This window comes from Acinetobacter sp. T_3_1 (genome assembly GCF_025377055.1).
Lineage (GTDB): Bacteria > Pseudomonadota > Gammaproteobacteria > Pseudomonadales > Moraxellaceae > Acinetobacter > Acinetobacter kookii.
On sequence record NZ_JACHVD010000002.1, the window covers coordinates 236,438 to 253,341 of the forward strand.

Consider the following 16,904-nt stretch of genomic DNA (forward strand, 5'->3'; position numbering starts at 1 on the left):
TTATTTGCACTTCACATTGCTACAAATAAAAAGCCCATTGGTAAATCTCTCCAGTGGGCTTTTTATTTGTCAATGTTGCTAGGATCGTAGAGGGCAGAGAAGTGCATTTAACATCAATCTGCATTATACGAAATTAGTCGTTTTCTAGGCGGTGGCGGGTCGAGGGCTCGCAGAACGCACCGCCTAGAAATTAGACGTTTTAGAGGAGGCACACTGCTGTCTAATAGTGTGCCTGACTCTCGAAAGTTTTTTGCAATTCGCTCTATGAGCTATATATAACGGAGCTTTCAGAGTTATTAATAACGTTTCGCATTTGATCTTATTTTTGGTTATTTATTATCCTTTTTAGTTCCGCATAAGTTCCTTGCTTTTGTTATGTACAATCATCATCTTTAGCATATCTTTTAACTGTTCTCTTTCTTTACCTTCAAAGCGTTCTACTTCTCTGAATAGTATTTTCAAATCTCCATTTACTCCTAATTCCTCATCATCGAACAGAAGCATATCCGAGCTTATACCTAGTGCAATTACAATATTTTTTATTGTAGATGCTCTTGGGTCACTATCATCTTTTAATGCGCTGCTGATTGTGCTTGGAGATAATGAAGCGAGTTTTGCTAATTCTTTTTGATTTAAGTTTAACTCCTTCATTATGCGCTTAATGTTTGCTGAAACGCTCATTTAAACTGATATTCCGTTTTAAAAACTCTGTTATCTATAACTTTAGACGTATTTAAAACGAAATATTGAATTATTTCGTTGATTTAAACGATAAATTGTTTTATAAAACGAATTAATGTATTAAACAAACGATATATCGTTTTATAATTATGCTCGATTTCCTCCGTTTAGCGATTCCAATCATTCCTACGCATGTTCGTAGTTTTGATAATCACCATCAATTTAATGGTGATATTCGTGATTATGGAGTTCCAGCAGCAACTCGACATGTAAGTAAGACAGATGACGGACAGACCATAACAGGGGACTTGTATCACCCTTATGAAGCTCTCCCTAGTGATTACACAGATATGGCTGTTAAGTTTTATACAAATACGATGAACACTGTGCCTTACGTTGAATTGAAAGCTTCTCCACTTAAGCTTTTACAGGGTCACAATGTTTTTGGTTTTGAGTCTATAGAACTGGGCGCATTTCATATGCTTGGAATGTTTTTTGAAGCGTTCCCGAAATTGTCATCAATTCTTGATGTAGAGAAAACAGAAGTCCTTTGCCTCGACACAACATATTTATTCAGATTGCCACATCAGAACATGGTTCAACCTGTTTTAGATTACATGGCTAACCTTGCATCTGGGCATCGTAAAGCTCGCCAAGTTAAATATGATAATTATATTACCTGGGGTAATGATGGTGCCAGTGTCCGTCCTAAAGCCTATGGCAAATTTGAAGAAGTAAAAAGCCAGTTAAACAAGATTCAGAAACAAGCAGACAAGGGCTGTATGCGCTCTAAATCACTTGTTATGGCTATGCATGATGCTTTGCCTTTTGCCAATGCCGTTCTGCGTTTAGAAGGACGTATTTGTAAAACCTATCTAACTAAAAACGGTTATCCGTCAAATTTATTTCAGCTAATCAAGCTGCAACATGAACAGCCAGAATTATTGCTACGACTCTGGCACGTAGCTTTCGACCCGATCTTAGACACAATGAAGGGCAAATATATGAATTTTTCATCTGATGGAGAAATCTTGGATTTGCTTAAGTCCAAGTTAGTTACTTATACCAAGACTGGTAAACCAAGTTATACCAAAGCTACTAACGCAATGAAGTTTTATTCATTGGTTCGTCAAATGGGTTTAAAGGCTACTAAAGACCTTTATAGCGAAGCACAATTTTATAAGTGCGTTAATTCACTTTTAGACTGCGATATTAGCAAATCACACCTACAGAATTTAAATAAAAATCCAAACGGCAAAGTCATTCCATTCGTTCGTTTGCTTGAACTTAAGATGTGCGATCAGCAGCCATCTGACTATCAAATTCCAGTTTCACAATACAGCCCAAGTAAGGGCTTACATTTAGTTGCCTGAGGAGGCTTTTACCATGCAAGTTCAATTTAATACACGTACCATTTTGCCATCTGTTTACCGTACTGAAAAAGACGGTAAGGAAAAAGCATATTTATCAACTACGGTATTTTCACCACAAAAATATAACTTAACGCCAACGGCTGGAGTTATGCCAGTTGAACAGATTCAAGCTGTATTAGAAGAATGTGCAGACAATGCACAAGAAGTAGAAATTCAGTTTGTAGAGCAACAAACCAAGTTTGGTGCACAGATGCAAATTTTCAGTGTTAAGCCAGTACCTAAGAAAAACCCTTAAGTATTAAAGGTTTAATTTATAACATTTCGTATAATGTATANAAAAGACGATTAATTATTTATATTGATCCAGATTATTAGAATTATAAAAAATAAAGGGCCTTTTATAGGCCCTTCTTTTTGCTCTGACGAATGTCGCATAACGTAACTATTATGTTAAATAAGATATCCAAGACTGTGGCCTATGCAACCTCAGTTGTTGCCACAGCTCAGCATCGTGAATCTGCAAAATTATATTCACGATGCTGAGTACCTTAATGAACATAATATACGTTATGCCGAAATCCGTGAGCTGTCATAAAAATCAATTAATACATTTAATTCAGCAATATTATTTTTAACCCGATACGAATGATCACCAGTAAGAATTAATTGTCTTTTTCTAAACTCCAAATACATTCTTAAAGTTGAAGCTGGCCCATAAGAAATCTCACCCTGCTGGACCAATGAAATAAGCCTCTGGCATTCAGAAACACCTAAATCAGATTCTTTCAGAAGAAATTCAATATGATCCTGCATGAATGAAATTGTTTTTGATGCAATATCTTCAGGTATTGGAATAGTTAAAATTTTAATAAAACACCCCTATTTTGATTCAAATTTAGTCAATCGTAACCCGCATGTTATAAATGGGGGTGGAAAAATCAGTCAGGAGACTAGACTCAGGACTATGGAATTGCTTATTTAGGATGCTTCCTCCCGTGTTTTTACGGGTTTTGATGGTTTTTTGATCAGTAATTTTTTTCATAATTAGAACCACTCAATAGCAACTGAAAAGCCAGAGATAAAACCCAAAACAACACCGAGAGCGTAAGAAGGCATATGCATAACAACTACCCCAAGCAACGCGTTAAATGAAATGAAATAAGATTTCTAATCATGATTGAATGACAGCGAGGACATTCAGCCAGGTCGATCTGGTGAACTGAATTAATTTTCATTTAGTAAGACCTCATAAAAAATGAAGTAGCAACAACGCCAAATGAAACAACGATGATAAAAACAACTAGAAGAACAAATATGAGAGGAGAACGAAGCATAATCAGCAATCCCCCATTTCTTCTTTTAATTCAGCATTTGTTTTCTTATAGAGATCTGCATAAGCATCAATGTATGAATAGTCATAAGCCATTTCACTAGCAACCAAAGCCAAATGCTCTAAGCACTGCTCTGTGGAGAAAGCAGGGACAAAGTTCTCTAAAGCGCATTGGCCATGTTGAGACACCAGTTCAGCAACTCGGTTAAAGGCTGCTTGGGTGAAATCTTGAGGACTATTAAAATGATAGTTATTCATGCAAAAGTTACTTTTTAACTTTGTTTAAAGAATTATCATTTGTTTAAAGTAAACTTGTCAACCTTTAAATATTGTTAATATGAAAAAAATCTACTTGGTAACTTAGTTATGAGCAAAGTCTATAAATTACGAACTGATGAAGTTGAGGAAGTAAAAGAAGCCTTGATGAAATTTGTTGTGAATAAAAAAACCATCATGAAAGAAACGGATGTGATCCACGCTTTGATCAAATATCATCTGAAAAATCTAACAGCAGAAGAAGTACTTAGGTATAGAAGTGAAGTTCTTAAAAAAGACGATTAATTATTTATATTGATCCAGATTATTAGAATTATAAAAAATAAAGGGCCTTTTATAGGCCCTTCTTTTTGCTCTGACGAATGTCGCATAACGTAACTATTATGTTAAATCCGATACACCTAACAATAACTTCATACTTCTTTTGCTATCACTGTAATTCAATAACTTAGAATAGTATTCTTTTTATTATGAATTATGATATGTTGACATAACGAATACTTCATAAACTTTACTATGTTTGCTTTAAAAACAGTTCATTTAACAAAAAAAGTTTCAAATAAGAATCAATTGATTCTATTGTTTGATGTTGATTCTTCTTGCCCATGTCTTTATCCGATGTTGTTCTCAATGAAAGTTTTGAATAGCCAATGATTTTGTAGACACCTTTTAATTAGTGGTGGACTGCCACCACTCTCCTGGCAAAATTTAGTCTATATCCCTATGGTTTATTTAAAAACTTATTTTCTATCTTTACTAGGCTCTATGATCAAAATCATACTGGCACTCAACACTGTAAATTTGAGAATGAATCTGTACGTACAGACTCATTCTCTATCGATAAAGATATTAGAAATAGCTACATAGAGTTTATTTCTAGCTTATTCAAATTAGGCTTTACTATGGATGAACAATAATTTTTACAGCAGACTCATTATTATGAATCAGCGTTTCAAAGCCTTTAGAAACAAGATCATCTAATGCAATACGTTGGGTAATAAAAGGTTCTAGATTAATCTTACCTTGCTCGACTAAACGGATGGTTTCCTGATGGTCATTGACATAAGCAATCGTTCCACGAATATCGAGCTCTTTCATGACCACACTATGCACATTAATTGTGGCAGGATGGCTCCAAATAGAAACGATAACGACTACACCAGTTGGTTTCATTGCTGCAACGAGTGTATCCATGACTTTATTGACACTACTACATTCAAAAGCGACATCTACACCGCGGTCTTCTGTAATTTTCATTACCTCAGCAACTACATCAACCTTAGATGGGTCTAGTACATAATCGGCAACACCCGCTTCTATCGCTTTTTCTTTACGTTTTGCACTCAGTTCAGTAATGATGACCGTGAGACCTTTAGCCTTTAAAATAGCAGATAAAAGTAAGCCTATTGGGCCTGCTCCACCAACCAGTGCGATATCGCCAGCTTTTGCGCCACTTCTGACATAGGCATGATGACCGACAGATAAAGGTTCTATCAATGCTGCTTGGTCTAAAGGAATATCATTTGAAATAGGATGTACCCAACGCCGCTGAACTGCAATTTTTTCAGAAAGACCACCACCGCGTCCGCCTAAACCAATAAAGTTCATATTTTTTGATAAATGATACTTATCATTGGGGCCAGTCGGGACATCATCCGCAATAATATAGGGTTCAACTACGACATGTTGTCCAATTTGGATATCGTCTACACCCTCACCAACTGCATAAACTACGCCTGAAAATTCATGTCCCATTGTTACAGGTGCAGATTCTCCCGAAATTGGATGTGGATGACCACAAGGTGGAATAAAAATAGGACCTTCCATGAATTCATGTAAATCTGTACCGCAAATACCACACCACGCAACTTGAATTCCAACTGTGCCTGGAAGTACTTTCGGTTCAGGGATATCTTCAATTCGAATATCCCCTCGGTCATAAAAACGAGCTGCTTTCATTTTGTATTCCTTATGTTGATATTAACGGTAAACCATTCCACCATCTGTCAAAATAGACTGACCTGTAATGTAGTTTGCATCCTCACTGGCTAAAAATGCAACTAATGCAGCCACGTCATCTGGTGTTTCAGCACGTCCTAAAGCAATACTATCTACAAATTTTTTATACGTTTGACCAATTGGTGCACCTGTAATTTCAGAGAACCGCTGATCTATTTCGACCCACATGTCTGTACCCACAACACCCGGACAATAACTATTTACAGTAATTTTAGCACTGGCATATTCTTTAGCCGCAGCTTGCGTCAATGCACGAACTGCAAATTTAGTTGCCGAATAAACACCGAGCAAAGCAAAACCTTCATGACCTGCTATTGAGCATGCATTAATAATTTTTCCAGCCTGTTGGCGTTGTTTAAATTTATTTGCTGCGGCTTGAATCCCCCAAAGTACACCACCGACATTGATATTCATAACTTGGGTAAATTCACTCGGCGTTACTTCTGCCAAAGCTTTGACTTGTGCAATACCTGCATTATTAATCATGATATCAAAACCATTAAGTGTCGATTCTGCATGATTAATAGCGTCACTGATTTGTATTGGATCTGAAATATCCGCAATAAATGTGGAGGCTTTTACGCCAAAGGCTTCAACCTCTTTTTGAACACTATTTAACTTTTCTTGATGAAGATCGACCAAGGCAATATGAACACCTTCTTGTGCTAAACGTAAGGCAATACCACGTCCAATGCCTTGTGCCGCACCCGTAATTAAAGCAACTTTGTTGTTTAAACCTCTAGGCATGTTGCGACTCCTTAAATATGGATTGCACGTTGCATCGCCGACAAGACCGACTCATGCATCGCCTCAGACAAAGTAGGATGAGGGAAAATGACCTGCGCTAAGCTTTCATCTGTAGCTTCTAGGTATTTCGCGATGGCAAAACCTTGAATGTGTTCGGTGACTTCATGTCCAACCATGTGAGCACCCAACAATTCACCCGTTTCCTGACTAAAAATGGTTTTAATAAATCCTGCGCTATCGCCTAAAGCCAATGCTTTACCATTCGCTTGTAAAGGAAACTTACCCACATTGATATTCAAGCCCGTAGCTTTCGCTTTCTGTTCTGTCAAACCAATACTGGCCACTTGTGGATGGGTAAAGATACAGCCCGGAATTTGTGTACGATCTAAAGCATGTACATGACTTAGGCCTGCAATTTTCTCCACACAAAGAATGGCTTCATGACTGGCTTTGTGTGCCAAACACGGTGCACCTGCGACATCACCAATTGCATAAATGCCCACTACATTGGTTTTACACCATGAGTCGACTTTAATAAAACCATTCTCAAATTCAACTCCCAAAGCTTCTAGGCCAAGATTTTCAGCATTCGGTTTCACGCCAATAGCTGAAAGCACCTTTTCAACAGTAATGATTTGCACACCTGTGGCAGTTTGAATATGACAATGTACTTGAGCCTGATCAGTTTCTATTTTTTTTACAGTCGCTTCGGTTAAAACCTGCATACCCTGCTGTTCAAATTGCTTTTGTACATACTTCGCAACTTCAATGTCTTCGCTTGGGAGAATCTGTTTTGCAATATCAACCAAGGTAACTTGGCAGCCTAAGTCTTGGTATAGGCTTGCAAACTCACTGCCTATAGCCCCCGAACCAATGACCAGTAAAGATTTTGGTAATTGTTCCGGAACTAAAGCCTCTTTATAACTCCAGACCTGATGGCCATCTACAGGAATATGAGGCAAATTGGCCGCACGTGCGCCTGTTGCGACAATAATATGCGGTGCAGAAATCTGCTGTTTTTGACCATTCGCATCTGTAAGCTCTAATTGCTCTTTGGCAATAAACTGAGCTGCTGCGTTAAAAACAGTGATTTGATTTTTTTTCAATAGTTGACCGATACCTTGCACGAGTTGCTCAGAAACCTGTCTGCTATGATGGACCAGTTTTTGAATGTCAAAATCAATCGCGTTAAGCGTAAAGCCAAACTGCCCAGCATGTTTGAACTGCTGCGCAAGCGCAGCTCCGCTCAATAAAGCCTTGGTTGGAATGCATCCCCAATTAAGACACACTCCACCTAAGTGTTGTTTTTCAACGATTGCCGTTTTTAATCCCAGTTGCGCTGCGCGAATCGCAGCGACATATCCTCCAGGACCAGCACCAATAACCACAAGATCAAATTGTGTATCTGACATGGCTATTCCTCCTACACCAAAATTAATGCAGGATTTTCGACAAACTGCTTCAATGCCGATAAGAATTGAGCACCCAACGCACCATCAATGACACGATGATCACAAGACAATGTTGCGGTCACCATTTCACGAACAACAATCTCATCATTTTCAACGACAGCACGTTTCTCTGCTGCACCTAAGGCTAGAATTGCACCTTGAGGCGGGTTAATAATGGCATCAAACTGTGGAATACCAAGCATGCCCAAATTGGAAATACTGAAACTGCCCCCTTGAAACTCATTAGGTGCCAATTTTCCAGTTTTGGCACGTGTCGCGAGATCACGCATATCATTGGAAATTTGCGCCAAAGATTTACGGTTCGCTGCTTTAATAATTGGCGTGATCAGTCCATTTTCGATGGCTACAGCAACCGAAATATCAGCCTGTTCAAACTGTAAAATCTGCTGATTCTCTTCATCAAACTGAACATTAACTTGTGGAACTTTAATCAGTGCAGCAGCAGCAGCTTTAATCAGCATATCGTTAATGGACAGTTTGACTTGCGGTACAGTACTGTTAATTTGCTGACGCAAAGCCTGAACAGACTCAACATTTAAGTCTATCGTTAAGCGAAAATGTGGTGCATTGCGTTTTGCCGCTTGTAGCCGTGCAGCGATTGCTTTACGCATACCATTCATAGCTACGGTGGTGAATTTTGCAGACTCTGTTGGATGCGTATACTCAGTATGTTGAGCTTGTACAGGATTTTCCCGTTGATATACAGCTTCAACATCTTCCTTACAGACTCGTCCACGTGAACCCGATGCACGACAATCATGCAAATTAATGCCCCATTGTTTTGCCAAACGGCGGGCAACAGGTGTCGCCAGAACATCACTGTCATCTGCTTTAGATTTCGCGGCTTTCGTGCTGGCTTGATGACGTACATCTGGCCAAGAACCACCAGCAGCTTGAACTGCGGCCTGAATATCTTGAACGCTGATACGGCCTTCACGTCCAGAACCCGTAATCTGAGCCAAATTTACATTATGCTTTTCAGCCAATTTCAAGGCATGTGGCGTTGCAAAAATATCATCGCTTTGTTGGTAGCCTTGTAACGCAGCAGGAATAGAATATCCGCCCTGATGAGTCACCGCTTTTGATCCATTACCAACACTGTTCTGTTTAGGAGCAGCTTGTACTTTGGTTTCAACTTGAGCCACATCGACTTTTTCAGGAACCGCTGCTACCGCTTTATTTTCAGTTACAGCAGGTGTTCCACCTAAAGACTGTGCAAATGCTTCAACTTCTGCATCGGAAACTTGAGCGTCTGCACAAATTGCAATGATTCCACCTACGACCAGTGTGTCACCATCTTTAGCAATAATTTTTCGTAGCAAGCCATCGAAAGGCGCTTCTAGAACATTGACGATTTTTGTGGTTTCAATTTCACAAATTTCCTGTCCTTTACTAAATTGCGTACCTTCCTGAATCAGCCATTGGGCAATCGTGCCCTCTTCCATGGACAAACCCCATTTTGGGATTTCTAAAGTTTTAATTTCGCTCATCCTAAGCCTCCAACGTCTTGCGTACAGCCTGTTCGATGCGTTCTACACTTGGTAGCCATTCTTTTTCTAGTACTGGTGAAAATGGTACGGGTGAGTGTGGTGGAGTGACTAACTCGATTGGTGCTTTAAGATAATGAAAGCCCTTCTGTGCAATGAGGGCAGCCACATCATGTCCGAAACCACAACGCGCTGCTGATTCATCCACAATAACTACGCGACCTGTTGAAGCCACTGACTCTAAAATGCCATCTTCGTCTAATGGAGAAATGGTTCGAGGGTCAACCACTTCAACCGAAATGCCTTCTTTTGCGAGCTTGTCAGCAACTTCATTGGCACGATGCACCATCAGGCTTAAGGCAATAATGGTGATATCAGTACCTTCACGTGTGTAATTTGCGACACCAAAAGGAATAGTGTAGGCCTCATCTGGTACTTCGCCCTTAATGTCGTACAATAACTTGTGTTCACAAAAGACTACTGGGTCATCATCTCGAATGGCTTGAATCAATAACCCTTTCACATCATAGGCGCTCGAAGGCACCACCACTTTTAAGCCAGGTACTGAGGCAAACACGTTATATGGCGACTGAGAATGCTGTGCTGCGGCAGAAAAACCTGCACCGATCATGCCTCGTACAACGAGTGGCGCTTTGGCTTTGCCGCCAAACATGTAGCGAAATTTAGCTGCTTGGTTATACAGCATGTCATAACACACGCCGTAAAAATCCATAAACATTAAATCTGCCACAGGTCTTAAACCCGTTGCAGCAGCACCTGCCGCCATACCAATAATCGCTGATTCTGTAATTGGCGTATCAATGACTCGTTCAGAACCAAATTCAGTCCATAAGCCTTTGGTTACACCAAGTACACCGCCAAAACCTTCCAGTTTATTGTCATCGGTATTTTTGCCACCATGCCCACCACGAACATCTTCACCGACCACAATGACACTTGGGTCTCGGCGCATTTCTAATTCAATTGCTTCTTTAATCGCATTTCGATAACTTTTATTTGGCATTTTTCTACTATTCCTTTAGTAAGAGACGTAAACATCAGTAAGTAACTGAGAGACTTCTGGGTACTTAGCTGCGCGTGCTTTTGCAACGGCATCGTCTACATTGGCTTTAGACTGAGCATCAATCGCATCCAGTTTGGCTTCGTCAATTTTGCCTTTGACTTTTTCACGGAATATTTTCAATGGGTCTTTATGTTCTTTGACATAATCCAGTTCCTCTTTAGAACGGATAAGCCCCGGATCACCTTCAAAATGTCCATAAAATCGGTTGGTTACCGTTTCAATCACACTCGGACCTTCACCACGGCGGGCACGTTCAATGGCTTTTTGTGCAACTTCATACACAGCAAAAAAGTCTGTTCCATCTACTTTTTCAGCGGGTAAGCCAAAACCTGCTGCTCGGCCTGCAATGTCTTTACTGCCTACTGCATAATCATGTGCAGTACCTTCACCAAAACCGTTATTTTCAAAAACAAAAATGACAGGAAGCTTTAACACCACAGCCATATTCATGGCTTCAAAAGTTAAGCCCTGATTTGACCCACCATCACCAGTAAATGACAGACCAATACCACTATTCTTGAGTGTTTTGGCACTTAAAGCAGCACCAATCGCTAAAGGTGGGCCACCGCCCACAATACCGTTTGCACCAAGCATGCCTTTATCTAAGTCTGCAATGTGCATTGAGCCACCTTTACCACGACACAAACCATCATCTTTGCCAAAAATTTCTAGCATCATGGCGTGAATGTCACAGCCCTTAGCAATACAATGTCCGTGACCACGATGTGTTGATGTAATGAAGTCCTTGTCTGTTAAATTTTCACAAATCCCTACGGCAACAGCTTCCTCACCGCTATAGAGATGGATGAAACCAGGGATATCACCTGTATTGTTTTCATCGTGAAGTCGATCCTCAAATTCACGAATGTCGCGCATTCTTTTGTATGCTGCTAGCAATTGCTCTTCCGTTAATTGCATATATTTGTTCCTTATTCACTACGCTTAAAAGAAAACCCAAAATTGAATAATTGGATTTTTAAATCGTATATTTATATAAGAATATTTTTATTTAATTTCATATTAGACTAAAAAAATATAATGCATAAAAAGATGAGATAAATATTAAAAACAGAAGGTTATGAAATTAAAAATTTTTGTAAAATTTTACAATAGTTCAATCACATACAAAAACAAACCTTTAACCAACCTTTGTTTTATATGATAAGTTTTTTGCTCTGTTTTAATATTATTAATGCATTTAAAGCAGCTTATTTAATATCAGGGTCTATATTAATTATTTTAAACGACGGAGTGTTTGAAATGGATTTAAATAACACAGTATTAACAGGAAAGAAGTTACGTGGCGCTGAAAAAATGGCACGTATTCCAATTAAAGTTGTTCCAACGGAAACGACACCGAAAAAGCCAGAATGGATTCGGACTAAAATTAGTCAACCTGAGGAAGTCCAAATCATTAAGGATTTATTAAGGCAACAAAAACTACATACGGTTTGCGAAGAAGCAGCTTGTCCTAACTTGCCGCAATGTTTCGGCAGTGGAACAGCAACATTTATGATTATGGGAGATATCTGTACTCGACGCTGTCCATTCTGTGATGTCGCTCATGGTCGTCCTCATGTTTTAGATATTAATGAGCCAAAGCATTTGGCTGAAACAGTCAAGAATTTAAACTTAAAGTATGTTGTGATTACTTCGGTTGATCGAGACGACTTAAAAGATGGTGGCGCACAGCATTTTGCCGATTGCATTCGAGAAATTCGTGAGATTAGCCCAAATACTTTGATTGAAATTTTGGTTCCTGATTTTCGTGGTCGTGCAGATATTGCCCTGAAGATTCTGAGCCAAAACCCACCCGATGTTTTTAATCATAATATTGAAACCGTTCCACGTCTGTATAAAGCCATGCGACCAGGCTCTAACTACCAGCATTCATTGGATTTGCTCAAAAAATTTAAACACTACTGTCCTGACATCCCAACCAAATGTGGTTTGATGGTCGGTTTAGGTGAAGTTGAGGCTGAGGTTATTGTGTTATTGAATGATTTGAAAGATTACCACGTTGACTATGTCACTATCGGTCAATACTTACAGCCATCTAAGTCTCATGCGCCAATTCATCGTTTTGTTACGTTGCAAGAGTTTAAGCACTATCAAACACATGGAGAGCGCTTAGCGTTTAAAAATATTTGGAGTGCGCCATTGGTACGATCAAGTTATTTTGCCGATCGTCAGTATCATGGTGAGGCTGTGCCTAACCCTTACATGAGCGAATGAATTTTTATCCTATTTACGTTTATTAACATTTCAGATGGAAATAGTCATTTTCAGCTCATACGAACACTTTTAAAGTAACTCAAGGACTGGTAAAGCCAAAAGATATGATTTAACCAAGCAAAGATAAAAGCATTTAAAATCGAAGCAAGAAGAAATGACGTAAATGACTATAAATTTGGAAGCTCATTTCTAAAGTTTAAAAATATTACAGTCTCATCATAAAGGAATATGATATGAACCTGTTCAATACACCACCTGCAAAAAAGCTGCAAACAACCCATTTAATTAATCAAACTACTGTGCATGCTGCCCCTGTTTTAGCATTGCCTCAAGAAGATCAAACGTCTTTATTCCGCCGCTCTATTCAACATAATTATGCTGACTTACTCAAAATAGCGGATGATTCAGATATGGCGATTGGTCTTACAGATCATCACGGGACTCTCTTATGGACATGGAGTAGTTCAGCCATGCTTTCTTCTGCTGAACAGGTACATTTTATTGAGGGCGGACATTGGTCTACACAGGCAGTTGGAACCAATGCGATTGGTATGACCTTGAACAGCCAAATTTCAAGTTGCGTCTATTCTCATGAAAACCAAATGGACAGTGTTCGTGATTGGGTTTGTTATGCCGCACCGATCTGGGATCCAGCATCAGGTCAATTTCATGGCATTATTAACCTTTCCACAAAATATAAAAAACATACGCCTTTAGGGCTGCTTGCAGTTGAACGCTGTGCAGATTTAATACAACGCGCCATAAAACTTGAACAGCAAAATTTTTTATACATTAAGGCACTAGGCTCGCCTTGGGTTCAATTTAATGGGCATACATTGAACTTGACTCACCGTCAAATTGAAATACTATGCATTTTAGCTTTGTATCCCCATGGCATTTGTTTAGAAGAGTTACACTATGCCCTTTATGGTGAGCGTAGTGTCAGCCTAAAAACCCTAAAGGCTGAGCTTTCACAACTTCGTAGCTTATTACCCCATTCAATTGAGGCTCGCATTTATAGGCTTAGCTGTGAAGTTCAATGTGATTTTTTACGTGCTGAACAATCATTAAATGCAAATCTTATATCCAGTACATTCTCGCTATATAAAGGTAGCTTTTTATCTAAATCAGAAAGCCCATTACTCAGCACATGGAGACATTGTTTTGATGCCCGTTTAAGCCAGTTGATCTATCAAATAAAGGATATCGATCAATTATTACGAATTATTGGGCAAACACATGATCGAATTGATGCAATACAACGCTTATTAGAACTCTTACCACAAGATAGCGCCCACCGTAATTATTTTTCAAACCTAATTTAAATATTATTTTTGGCTTCAACTCTAAAGTTTTATTGTGTAGAAGATTGAAAAGGAAGTATGACTTTCATACTTCCTTTAATAAAATTTAAAATTGAGAACTAACTACAGTGAAGTCTAGTAATTCACTTACCTAGCTTTGACACCCAGTTTGTCGCTGGATGGTGTACCCATGCCATTACTACAGCTTTAATAGTTAAAGCCACCAAATCTTCTAAGTCTAAGTTATGTAAGTGTGACTTACCATAAGCGCACGTCTATGCCGTGATGGTGACGATAAATATTTAAGAATGCTGACAAGCTTCATCCACCGTTGGTGATATAGAGGATCGGCATCCCCTTTCTTAAAGGGGTTTCAATGAGGTGTGAATAGCCCCCACTCTTCTAGACAAATTTAGTCTATTCTTAAGACCTTTTTAGTAGGAAAATATCTATTCATAGCTAGGTTCATGAACCAAATATTTTACCAGTTATAACTTTAGTACTCTAAGTAATTAAATTTGTTGTTTATTAAAGATAAATTTAATTGTGAACTATATTATAGGTGAACATAAGTTAAATAGGATATCCAAGATTGCGCCCTACATAACTCAGCCGTTGGCGCAACTTCACTGGAGAGATTCACAACAATATTAATCTCTCCAGTGATGTATCTTATTGTCCACTGACTTACAGGTGCATTAATCCATTTACTGCTATGTTAGAATACTTTCTTTATCAATAGCCCCACATTAAAATTCCTTCGATCTGCGGGCTCAAAGAAACGGCTATTGCTATCATTTACAATTACTGAGCCAATATAGTTACGGTCAAACAAATTATCGACTCGTGCATAAGTATTTACTTTCCAGTCTTTATTGACCCACAAATAGCCAACATTTGCTGCAACAACGGTATAACTTGGTGCAGTATCGGAATTGATATCATCGACATAAATTTTGTCCATATAACGTGCTTCCAAGCCTGCATGAAAGCCCTGCCCAGGTTGCCATGCCAAGCCTACAAAAGCTTGATTCTTGGCAATACCAGGAATGTATGTTCCTTTTTGTATCAGCGGTTTGGTTGTGGTCGCTGGAATATCAGCATCAAAAGTCGCATCTAAATAACTATAGCTGGTTCGAACATTGAGTGCTTGCCAGAGCTGTTTTTGCCACGATAACTCTAAACCTTTACGTAAGGTTCTTTCTGCATTGCGAAATGTGCTACGCCCGCCATTGGCATCGTCAGGCACAATGTCATTTTTAGTTTCAGTATGAAATACAGCAAAAGTAAACAGCCCTAAGCTATTCTGCGATTTTAATCCAAGTTCTGTGGTATCACTGGTCGCAGGTTTTAAATTAAAGTTAATGCCTGAAGTCCCTACTGTAGGATAAGCCATCTCGGTAAAGGTTGGTGTTTCGAAGCCTTTGCCATAACTGGTATAGGCGTAAAGCTCGGGTAAAATTTCCCAACCTAAAGCGACAGTTGGAAGTAACTTTTGATAATCTATTGAACCACTGTCGTCACCATTGCCTGTGGTGATGTAATGATCTGCAGACTCATAATTGACATTGCTATAACGTAAACCTGCATCTAAATGCCATTGTGGTAAAAACTGCCATGAGGCTTGGACGTAAGGATCGAGATTCCACAAGGTATTGATTTCATTACGACGTGACTCACCTTTCAAACCATAACGCCCTGTCGCATCAAAGTTTTCATACCCCTGACGATCTTCCCGCATTTGGTCAAATGCCAAACCTGCAATAAATGTAGTATTCGGCAAGAGCTCTTTCCCCGTCCAACGGAAGTCTGCACCATAATAGTCCCGATTAAAATCGATCATGCCACCAGCATGACGTGGATTTTTTTGTGCACTGCTCGAGATCGACTGATATTGCACAACCTGTCTATTGCCAAAATAGACCATGCCATACAACTCTTGCTGATCATTCAGGGGTTTGTTCCATATCAGCCCTGTTTGGGTTTGTTCAATTTCTTTACGCACATCATAAATATTCTGGCTGTCATTGACCTGTTTCGGATTGGCTTGCCATTGCGCACGGTTTAAGCCTTGAGGATCATCGGCCTCAATTTTTGTACGGTTCATCAGCCAATTAATCTTACTACCATCCTCCAGATTCCAAGTGAGCTTGGCATTATTCAACACTTTCTTCGCAGCGCTATGATCACGAAAACCATCCGTATCAAAATAGGAAGAACTAATCACATAAGCGGGCTGATGGGCTTGGTCTGAACCACCTTGCACTTGGATATTGGCTTGTTGTTTATGGTGGCTGCCTGCATTTAGACCCACTTGAATCGAGTCTTTCCCTTGTCCTTCTCTGGTTTCGATTAGAATGGTTCCACCCGATGAGTTACCATAAATGGAAGAAAATGGACCTGTCAAAACTTCAATGTTGTCCAAGCTGTCTAAGTCAATATTGGAACTTTGCCCCTGACCGTCGGGCATGGTGGCAGGAATGCCATCGACATACAGGCGTATGCCCCGCACACCAAAAGTAGAACGAGCCCCAAAGCCACGCATGGAAATTTGCAAATCTTGCGCGTAATTTTCACGATTATTGATTTGTAAGCCCACGACACCTTGCAGTAGTTCAGAAAGATTTACATTGGTATTTTCTTGCATCTGCGGTACTTGAATTTTCTGTATAGTGGCTGGGGTCTGTAACAATTCACTATCAGTACGCACCGCTTGCACTTTAATTACAGGAAGTTGCTGGTATTCGGTAGTGTCTTGGGCATGTAGTGCCATCGACTGCAATATCACAGCAGTCAATAATGCATATTGAAAGGGAAATGGAGTCATATTCAGTAATCTCACAAGATATTCTTTTCTTATCATCTGGTAGAGTGTAAAAAGCCCCTCTAGTACCGA

Annotated in this window: 15 protein-coding genes and 1 pseudogene; 6 read left to right on the plus strand and 10 right to left on the minus strand. The window is 39.4% G+C overall.

What is annotated here, in order from left to right; translation table 11 throughout:
- Positions 1–345: 345 nt before the first annotated feature.
- The gene (locus H4I94_RS03730) at positions 346–681 is read right to left on the minus strand and encodes a helix-turn-helix domain-containing protein (RefSeq protein ID WP_261181508.1); all 336 of its coding nucleotides are present in this window, start codon (positions 679–681) and stop codon (positions 346–348) included.
- Between the two features lie 149 nt (positions 682–830).
- On the opposite strand from H4I94_RS03730, the gene H4I94_RS03735 reads away from it, so the two are divergent.
- On the plus strand, positions 831–2,054 hold the full coding sequence (locus tag H4I94_RS03735) for a phage/plasmid replication protein, II/X family (protein WP_261181509.1): 1,224 nt from the start codon (positions 831–833) through the stop codon (positions 2,052–2,054).
- 13 nt (positions 2,055–2,067) lie between these two features.
- Positions 2,068–2,349, plus strand: coding sequence for a hypothetical protein (locus tag H4I94_RS03740; RefSeq protein WP_261181510.1), 282 nt, complete (start codon positions 2,068–2,070; stop codon positions 2,347–2,349).
- A 272-nt stretch (positions 2,350–2,621) separates the two neighbouring features.
- Here H4I94_RS03740 and H4I94_RS03745 read toward each other — a convergent pair whose 3' ends face one another.
- Entirely contained in the window at positions 2,622–2,867 is a 246-nt protein-coding gene (locus H4I94_RS03745) for a hypothetical protein (protein WP_261181511.1), read from the minus strand.
- A gap of 523 nt (positions 2,868–3,390) precedes the next feature.
- A complete protein-coding gene (locus H4I94_RS03750; RefSeq protein WP_261181512.1) occupies positions 3,391–3,642 on the minus strand; it encodes a hypothetical protein in 252 nt (83 codons plus the stop codon).
- A gap of 108 nt (positions 3,643–3,750) precedes the next feature.
- On the opposite strand from H4I94_RS03750, the gene H4I94_RS03755 reads away from it, so the two are divergent.
- Positions 3,751–3,945 carry a hypothetical protein gene (locus H4I94_RS03755; RefSeq protein WP_261181513.1) on the plus strand — a complete coding sequence of 65 codons (195 nt, stop codon included), beginning with the start codon at positions 3,751–3,753 and terminating at the stop codon, positions 3,943–3,945.
- A 231-nt stretch (positions 3,946–4,176) separates the two neighbouring features.
- A pseudogene (locus tag H4I94_RS16245) lies at positions 4,177–4,311 on the plus strand (site-specific integrase); the annotation flags it as partial.
- A 249-nt stretch (positions 4,312–4,560) separates the two neighbouring features.
- On the opposite strand, the gene H4I94_RS03760 reads toward H4I94_RS16245, so the two are convergent.
- The 6 genes from H4I94_RS03760 to H4I94_RS03785 are packed head-to-tail and all read right to left on the minus strand — an operon-like array spanning position 4,561 to position 11,387.
- Positions 4,561–5,619 carry a 2,3-butanediol dehydrogenase gene (locus H4I94_RS03760; RefSeq protein ID WP_004281883.1) on the minus strand — a complete coding sequence of 353 codons (1,059 nt, stop codon included), beginning with the start codon at positions 5,617–5,619 and terminating at the stop codon, positions 4,561–4,563.
- A gap of 21 nt (positions 5,620–5,640) precedes the next feature.
- Positions 5,641–6,426 (minus strand): acetoin reductase, encoded by a 786-nt coding sequence (locus tag H4I94_RS03765; RefSeq protein WP_261181514.1) that lies wholly within the window; start codon positions 6,424–6,426, stop codon positions 5,641–5,643.
- An 11-nt stretch (positions 6,427–6,437) separates the two neighbouring features.
- A complete protein-coding gene (gene lpdA, locus H4I94_RS03770) occupies positions 6,438–7,838 on the minus strand; it encodes a dihydrolipoyl dehydrogenase (protein WP_261181515.1) in 1,401 nt (466 codons plus the stop codon).
- 11 nt (positions 7,839–7,849) lie between these two features.
- The gene (locus H4I94_RS03775) at positions 7,850–9,388 is read right to left on the minus strand and encodes a 2-oxo acid dehydrogenase subunit E2 (RefSeq protein ID WP_261181516.1); all 1,539 of its coding nucleotides are present in this window, start codon (positions 9,386–9,388) and stop codon (positions 7,850–7,852) included.
- 1 nt (position 9,389) lies between these two features.
- On the minus strand, positions 9,390–10,409 hold the full coding sequence (locus tag H4I94_RS03780; RefSeq protein ID WP_004979604.1) for an alpha-ketoacid dehydrogenase subunit beta: 1,020 nt from the start codon (positions 10,407–10,409) through the stop codon (positions 9,390–9,392).
- A gap of 15 nt (positions 10,410–10,424) precedes the next feature.
- Complete coding sequence (locus H4I94_RS03785) at positions 10,425–11,387, minus strand: thiamine pyrophosphate-dependent dehydrogenase E1 component subunit alpha (RefSeq protein ID WP_180160264.1); 963 nt, start codon at positions 11,385–11,387, stop codon at positions 10,425–10,427.
- Positions 11,388–11,729: 342 nt separating this feature from the next.
- Here H4I94_RS03785 and lipA point away from each other — a divergent pair, with 342 nt between their 5' ends.
- Positions 11,730–12,704, plus strand: a complete 975-nt coding sequence (lipA, locus tag H4I94_RS03790; protein WP_131273761.1) for a lipoyl synthase — start codon at positions 11,730–11,732, stop codon at positions 12,702–12,704.
- A 233-nt stretch (positions 12,705–12,937) separates the two neighbouring features.
- Positions 12,938–14,029, plus strand: a complete 1,092-nt coding sequence (locus H4I94_RS03795) for a helix-turn-helix domain-containing protein (protein WP_131273762.1) — start codon at positions 12,938–12,940, stop codon at positions 14,027–14,029.
- A 697-nt stretch (positions 14,030–14,726) separates the two neighbouring features.
- Here the strand turns inward: H4I94_RS03795 and H4I94_RS03800 are convergent.
- Positions 14,727–16,835 (minus strand): TonB-dependent receptor, encoded by a 2,109-nt coding sequence (locus H4I94_RS03800; RefSeq protein WP_261181517.1) that lies wholly within the window; start codon positions 16,833–16,835, stop codon positions 14,727–14,729.
- Positions 16,836–16,904: the final 69 nt, after the last annotated feature.

Bases quoted from the DNA above. Each gene is read 5' to 3' on its own strand.
- H4I94_RS03730 (WP_261181508.1), bottom strand. From the start codon at position 681: ATGAGCGTTTCAGCAAACATTAAGCGCATAATGAAGGAGTTAAACTTA.
- H4I94_RS03735 (WP_261181509.1), top strand. From the start codon at position 831: ATGCTCGATTTCCTCCGTTTAGCGATTCCAATCATTCCTACGCATGTT.
- H4I94_RS03740 (WP_261181510.1), top strand. From the start codon at position 2,068: ATGCAAGTTCAATTTAATACACGTACCATTTTGCCATCTGTTTACCGT.
- H4I94_RS03745 (WP_261181511.1), bottom strand. From the start codon at position 2,867: ATGCAGGATCATATTGAATTTCTTCTGAAAGAATCTGATTTAGGTGTT.
- H4I94_RS03750 (WP_261181512.1), bottom strand. From the start codon at position 3,642: ATGAATAACTATCATTTTAATAGTCCTCAAGATTTCACCCAAGCAGCC.
- H4I94_RS03755 (WP_261181513.1), top strand. From the start codon at position 3,751: ATGAGCAAAGTCTATAAATTACGAACTGATGAAGTTGAGGAAGTAAAA.
- H4I94_RS03760 (WP_004281883.1), bottom strand. From the start codon at position 5,619: ATGAAAGCAGCTCGTTTTTATGACCGAGGGGATATTCGAATTGAAGAT.
- H4I94_RS03765 (WP_261181514.1), bottom strand. From the start codon at position 6,426: ATGCCTAGAGGTTTAAACAACAAAGTTGCTTTAATTACGGGTGCGGCA.
- lpdA (WP_261181515.1), bottom strand. From the start codon at position 7,838: ATGTCAGATACACAATTTGATCTTGTGGTTATTGGTGCTGGTCCTGGA.
- H4I94_RS03775 (WP_261181516.1), bottom strand. From the start codon at position 9,388: ATGAGCGAAATTAAAACTTTAGAAATCCCAAAATGGGGTTTGTCCATG.
- H4I94_RS03780 (WP_004979604.1), bottom strand. From the start codon at position 10,409: ATGCCAAATAAAAGTTATCGAAATGCGATTAAAGAAGCAATTGAATTA.
- H4I94_RS03785 (WP_180160264.1), bottom strand. From the start codon at position 11,387: ATGCAATTAACGGAAGAGCAATTGCTAGCAGCATACAAAAGAATGCGC.
- lipA (WP_131273761.1), top strand. From the start codon at position 11,730: ATGGATTTAAATAACACAGTATTAACAGGAAAGAAGTTACGTGGCGCT.
- H4I94_RS03795 (WP_131273762.1), top strand. From the start codon at position 12,938: ATGAACCTGTTCAATACACCACCTGCAAAAAAGCTGCAAACAACCCAT.
- H4I94_RS03800 (WP_261181517.1), bottom strand. From the start codon at position 16,835: ATGACTCCATTTCCCTTTCAATATGCATTATTGACTGCTGTGATATTG.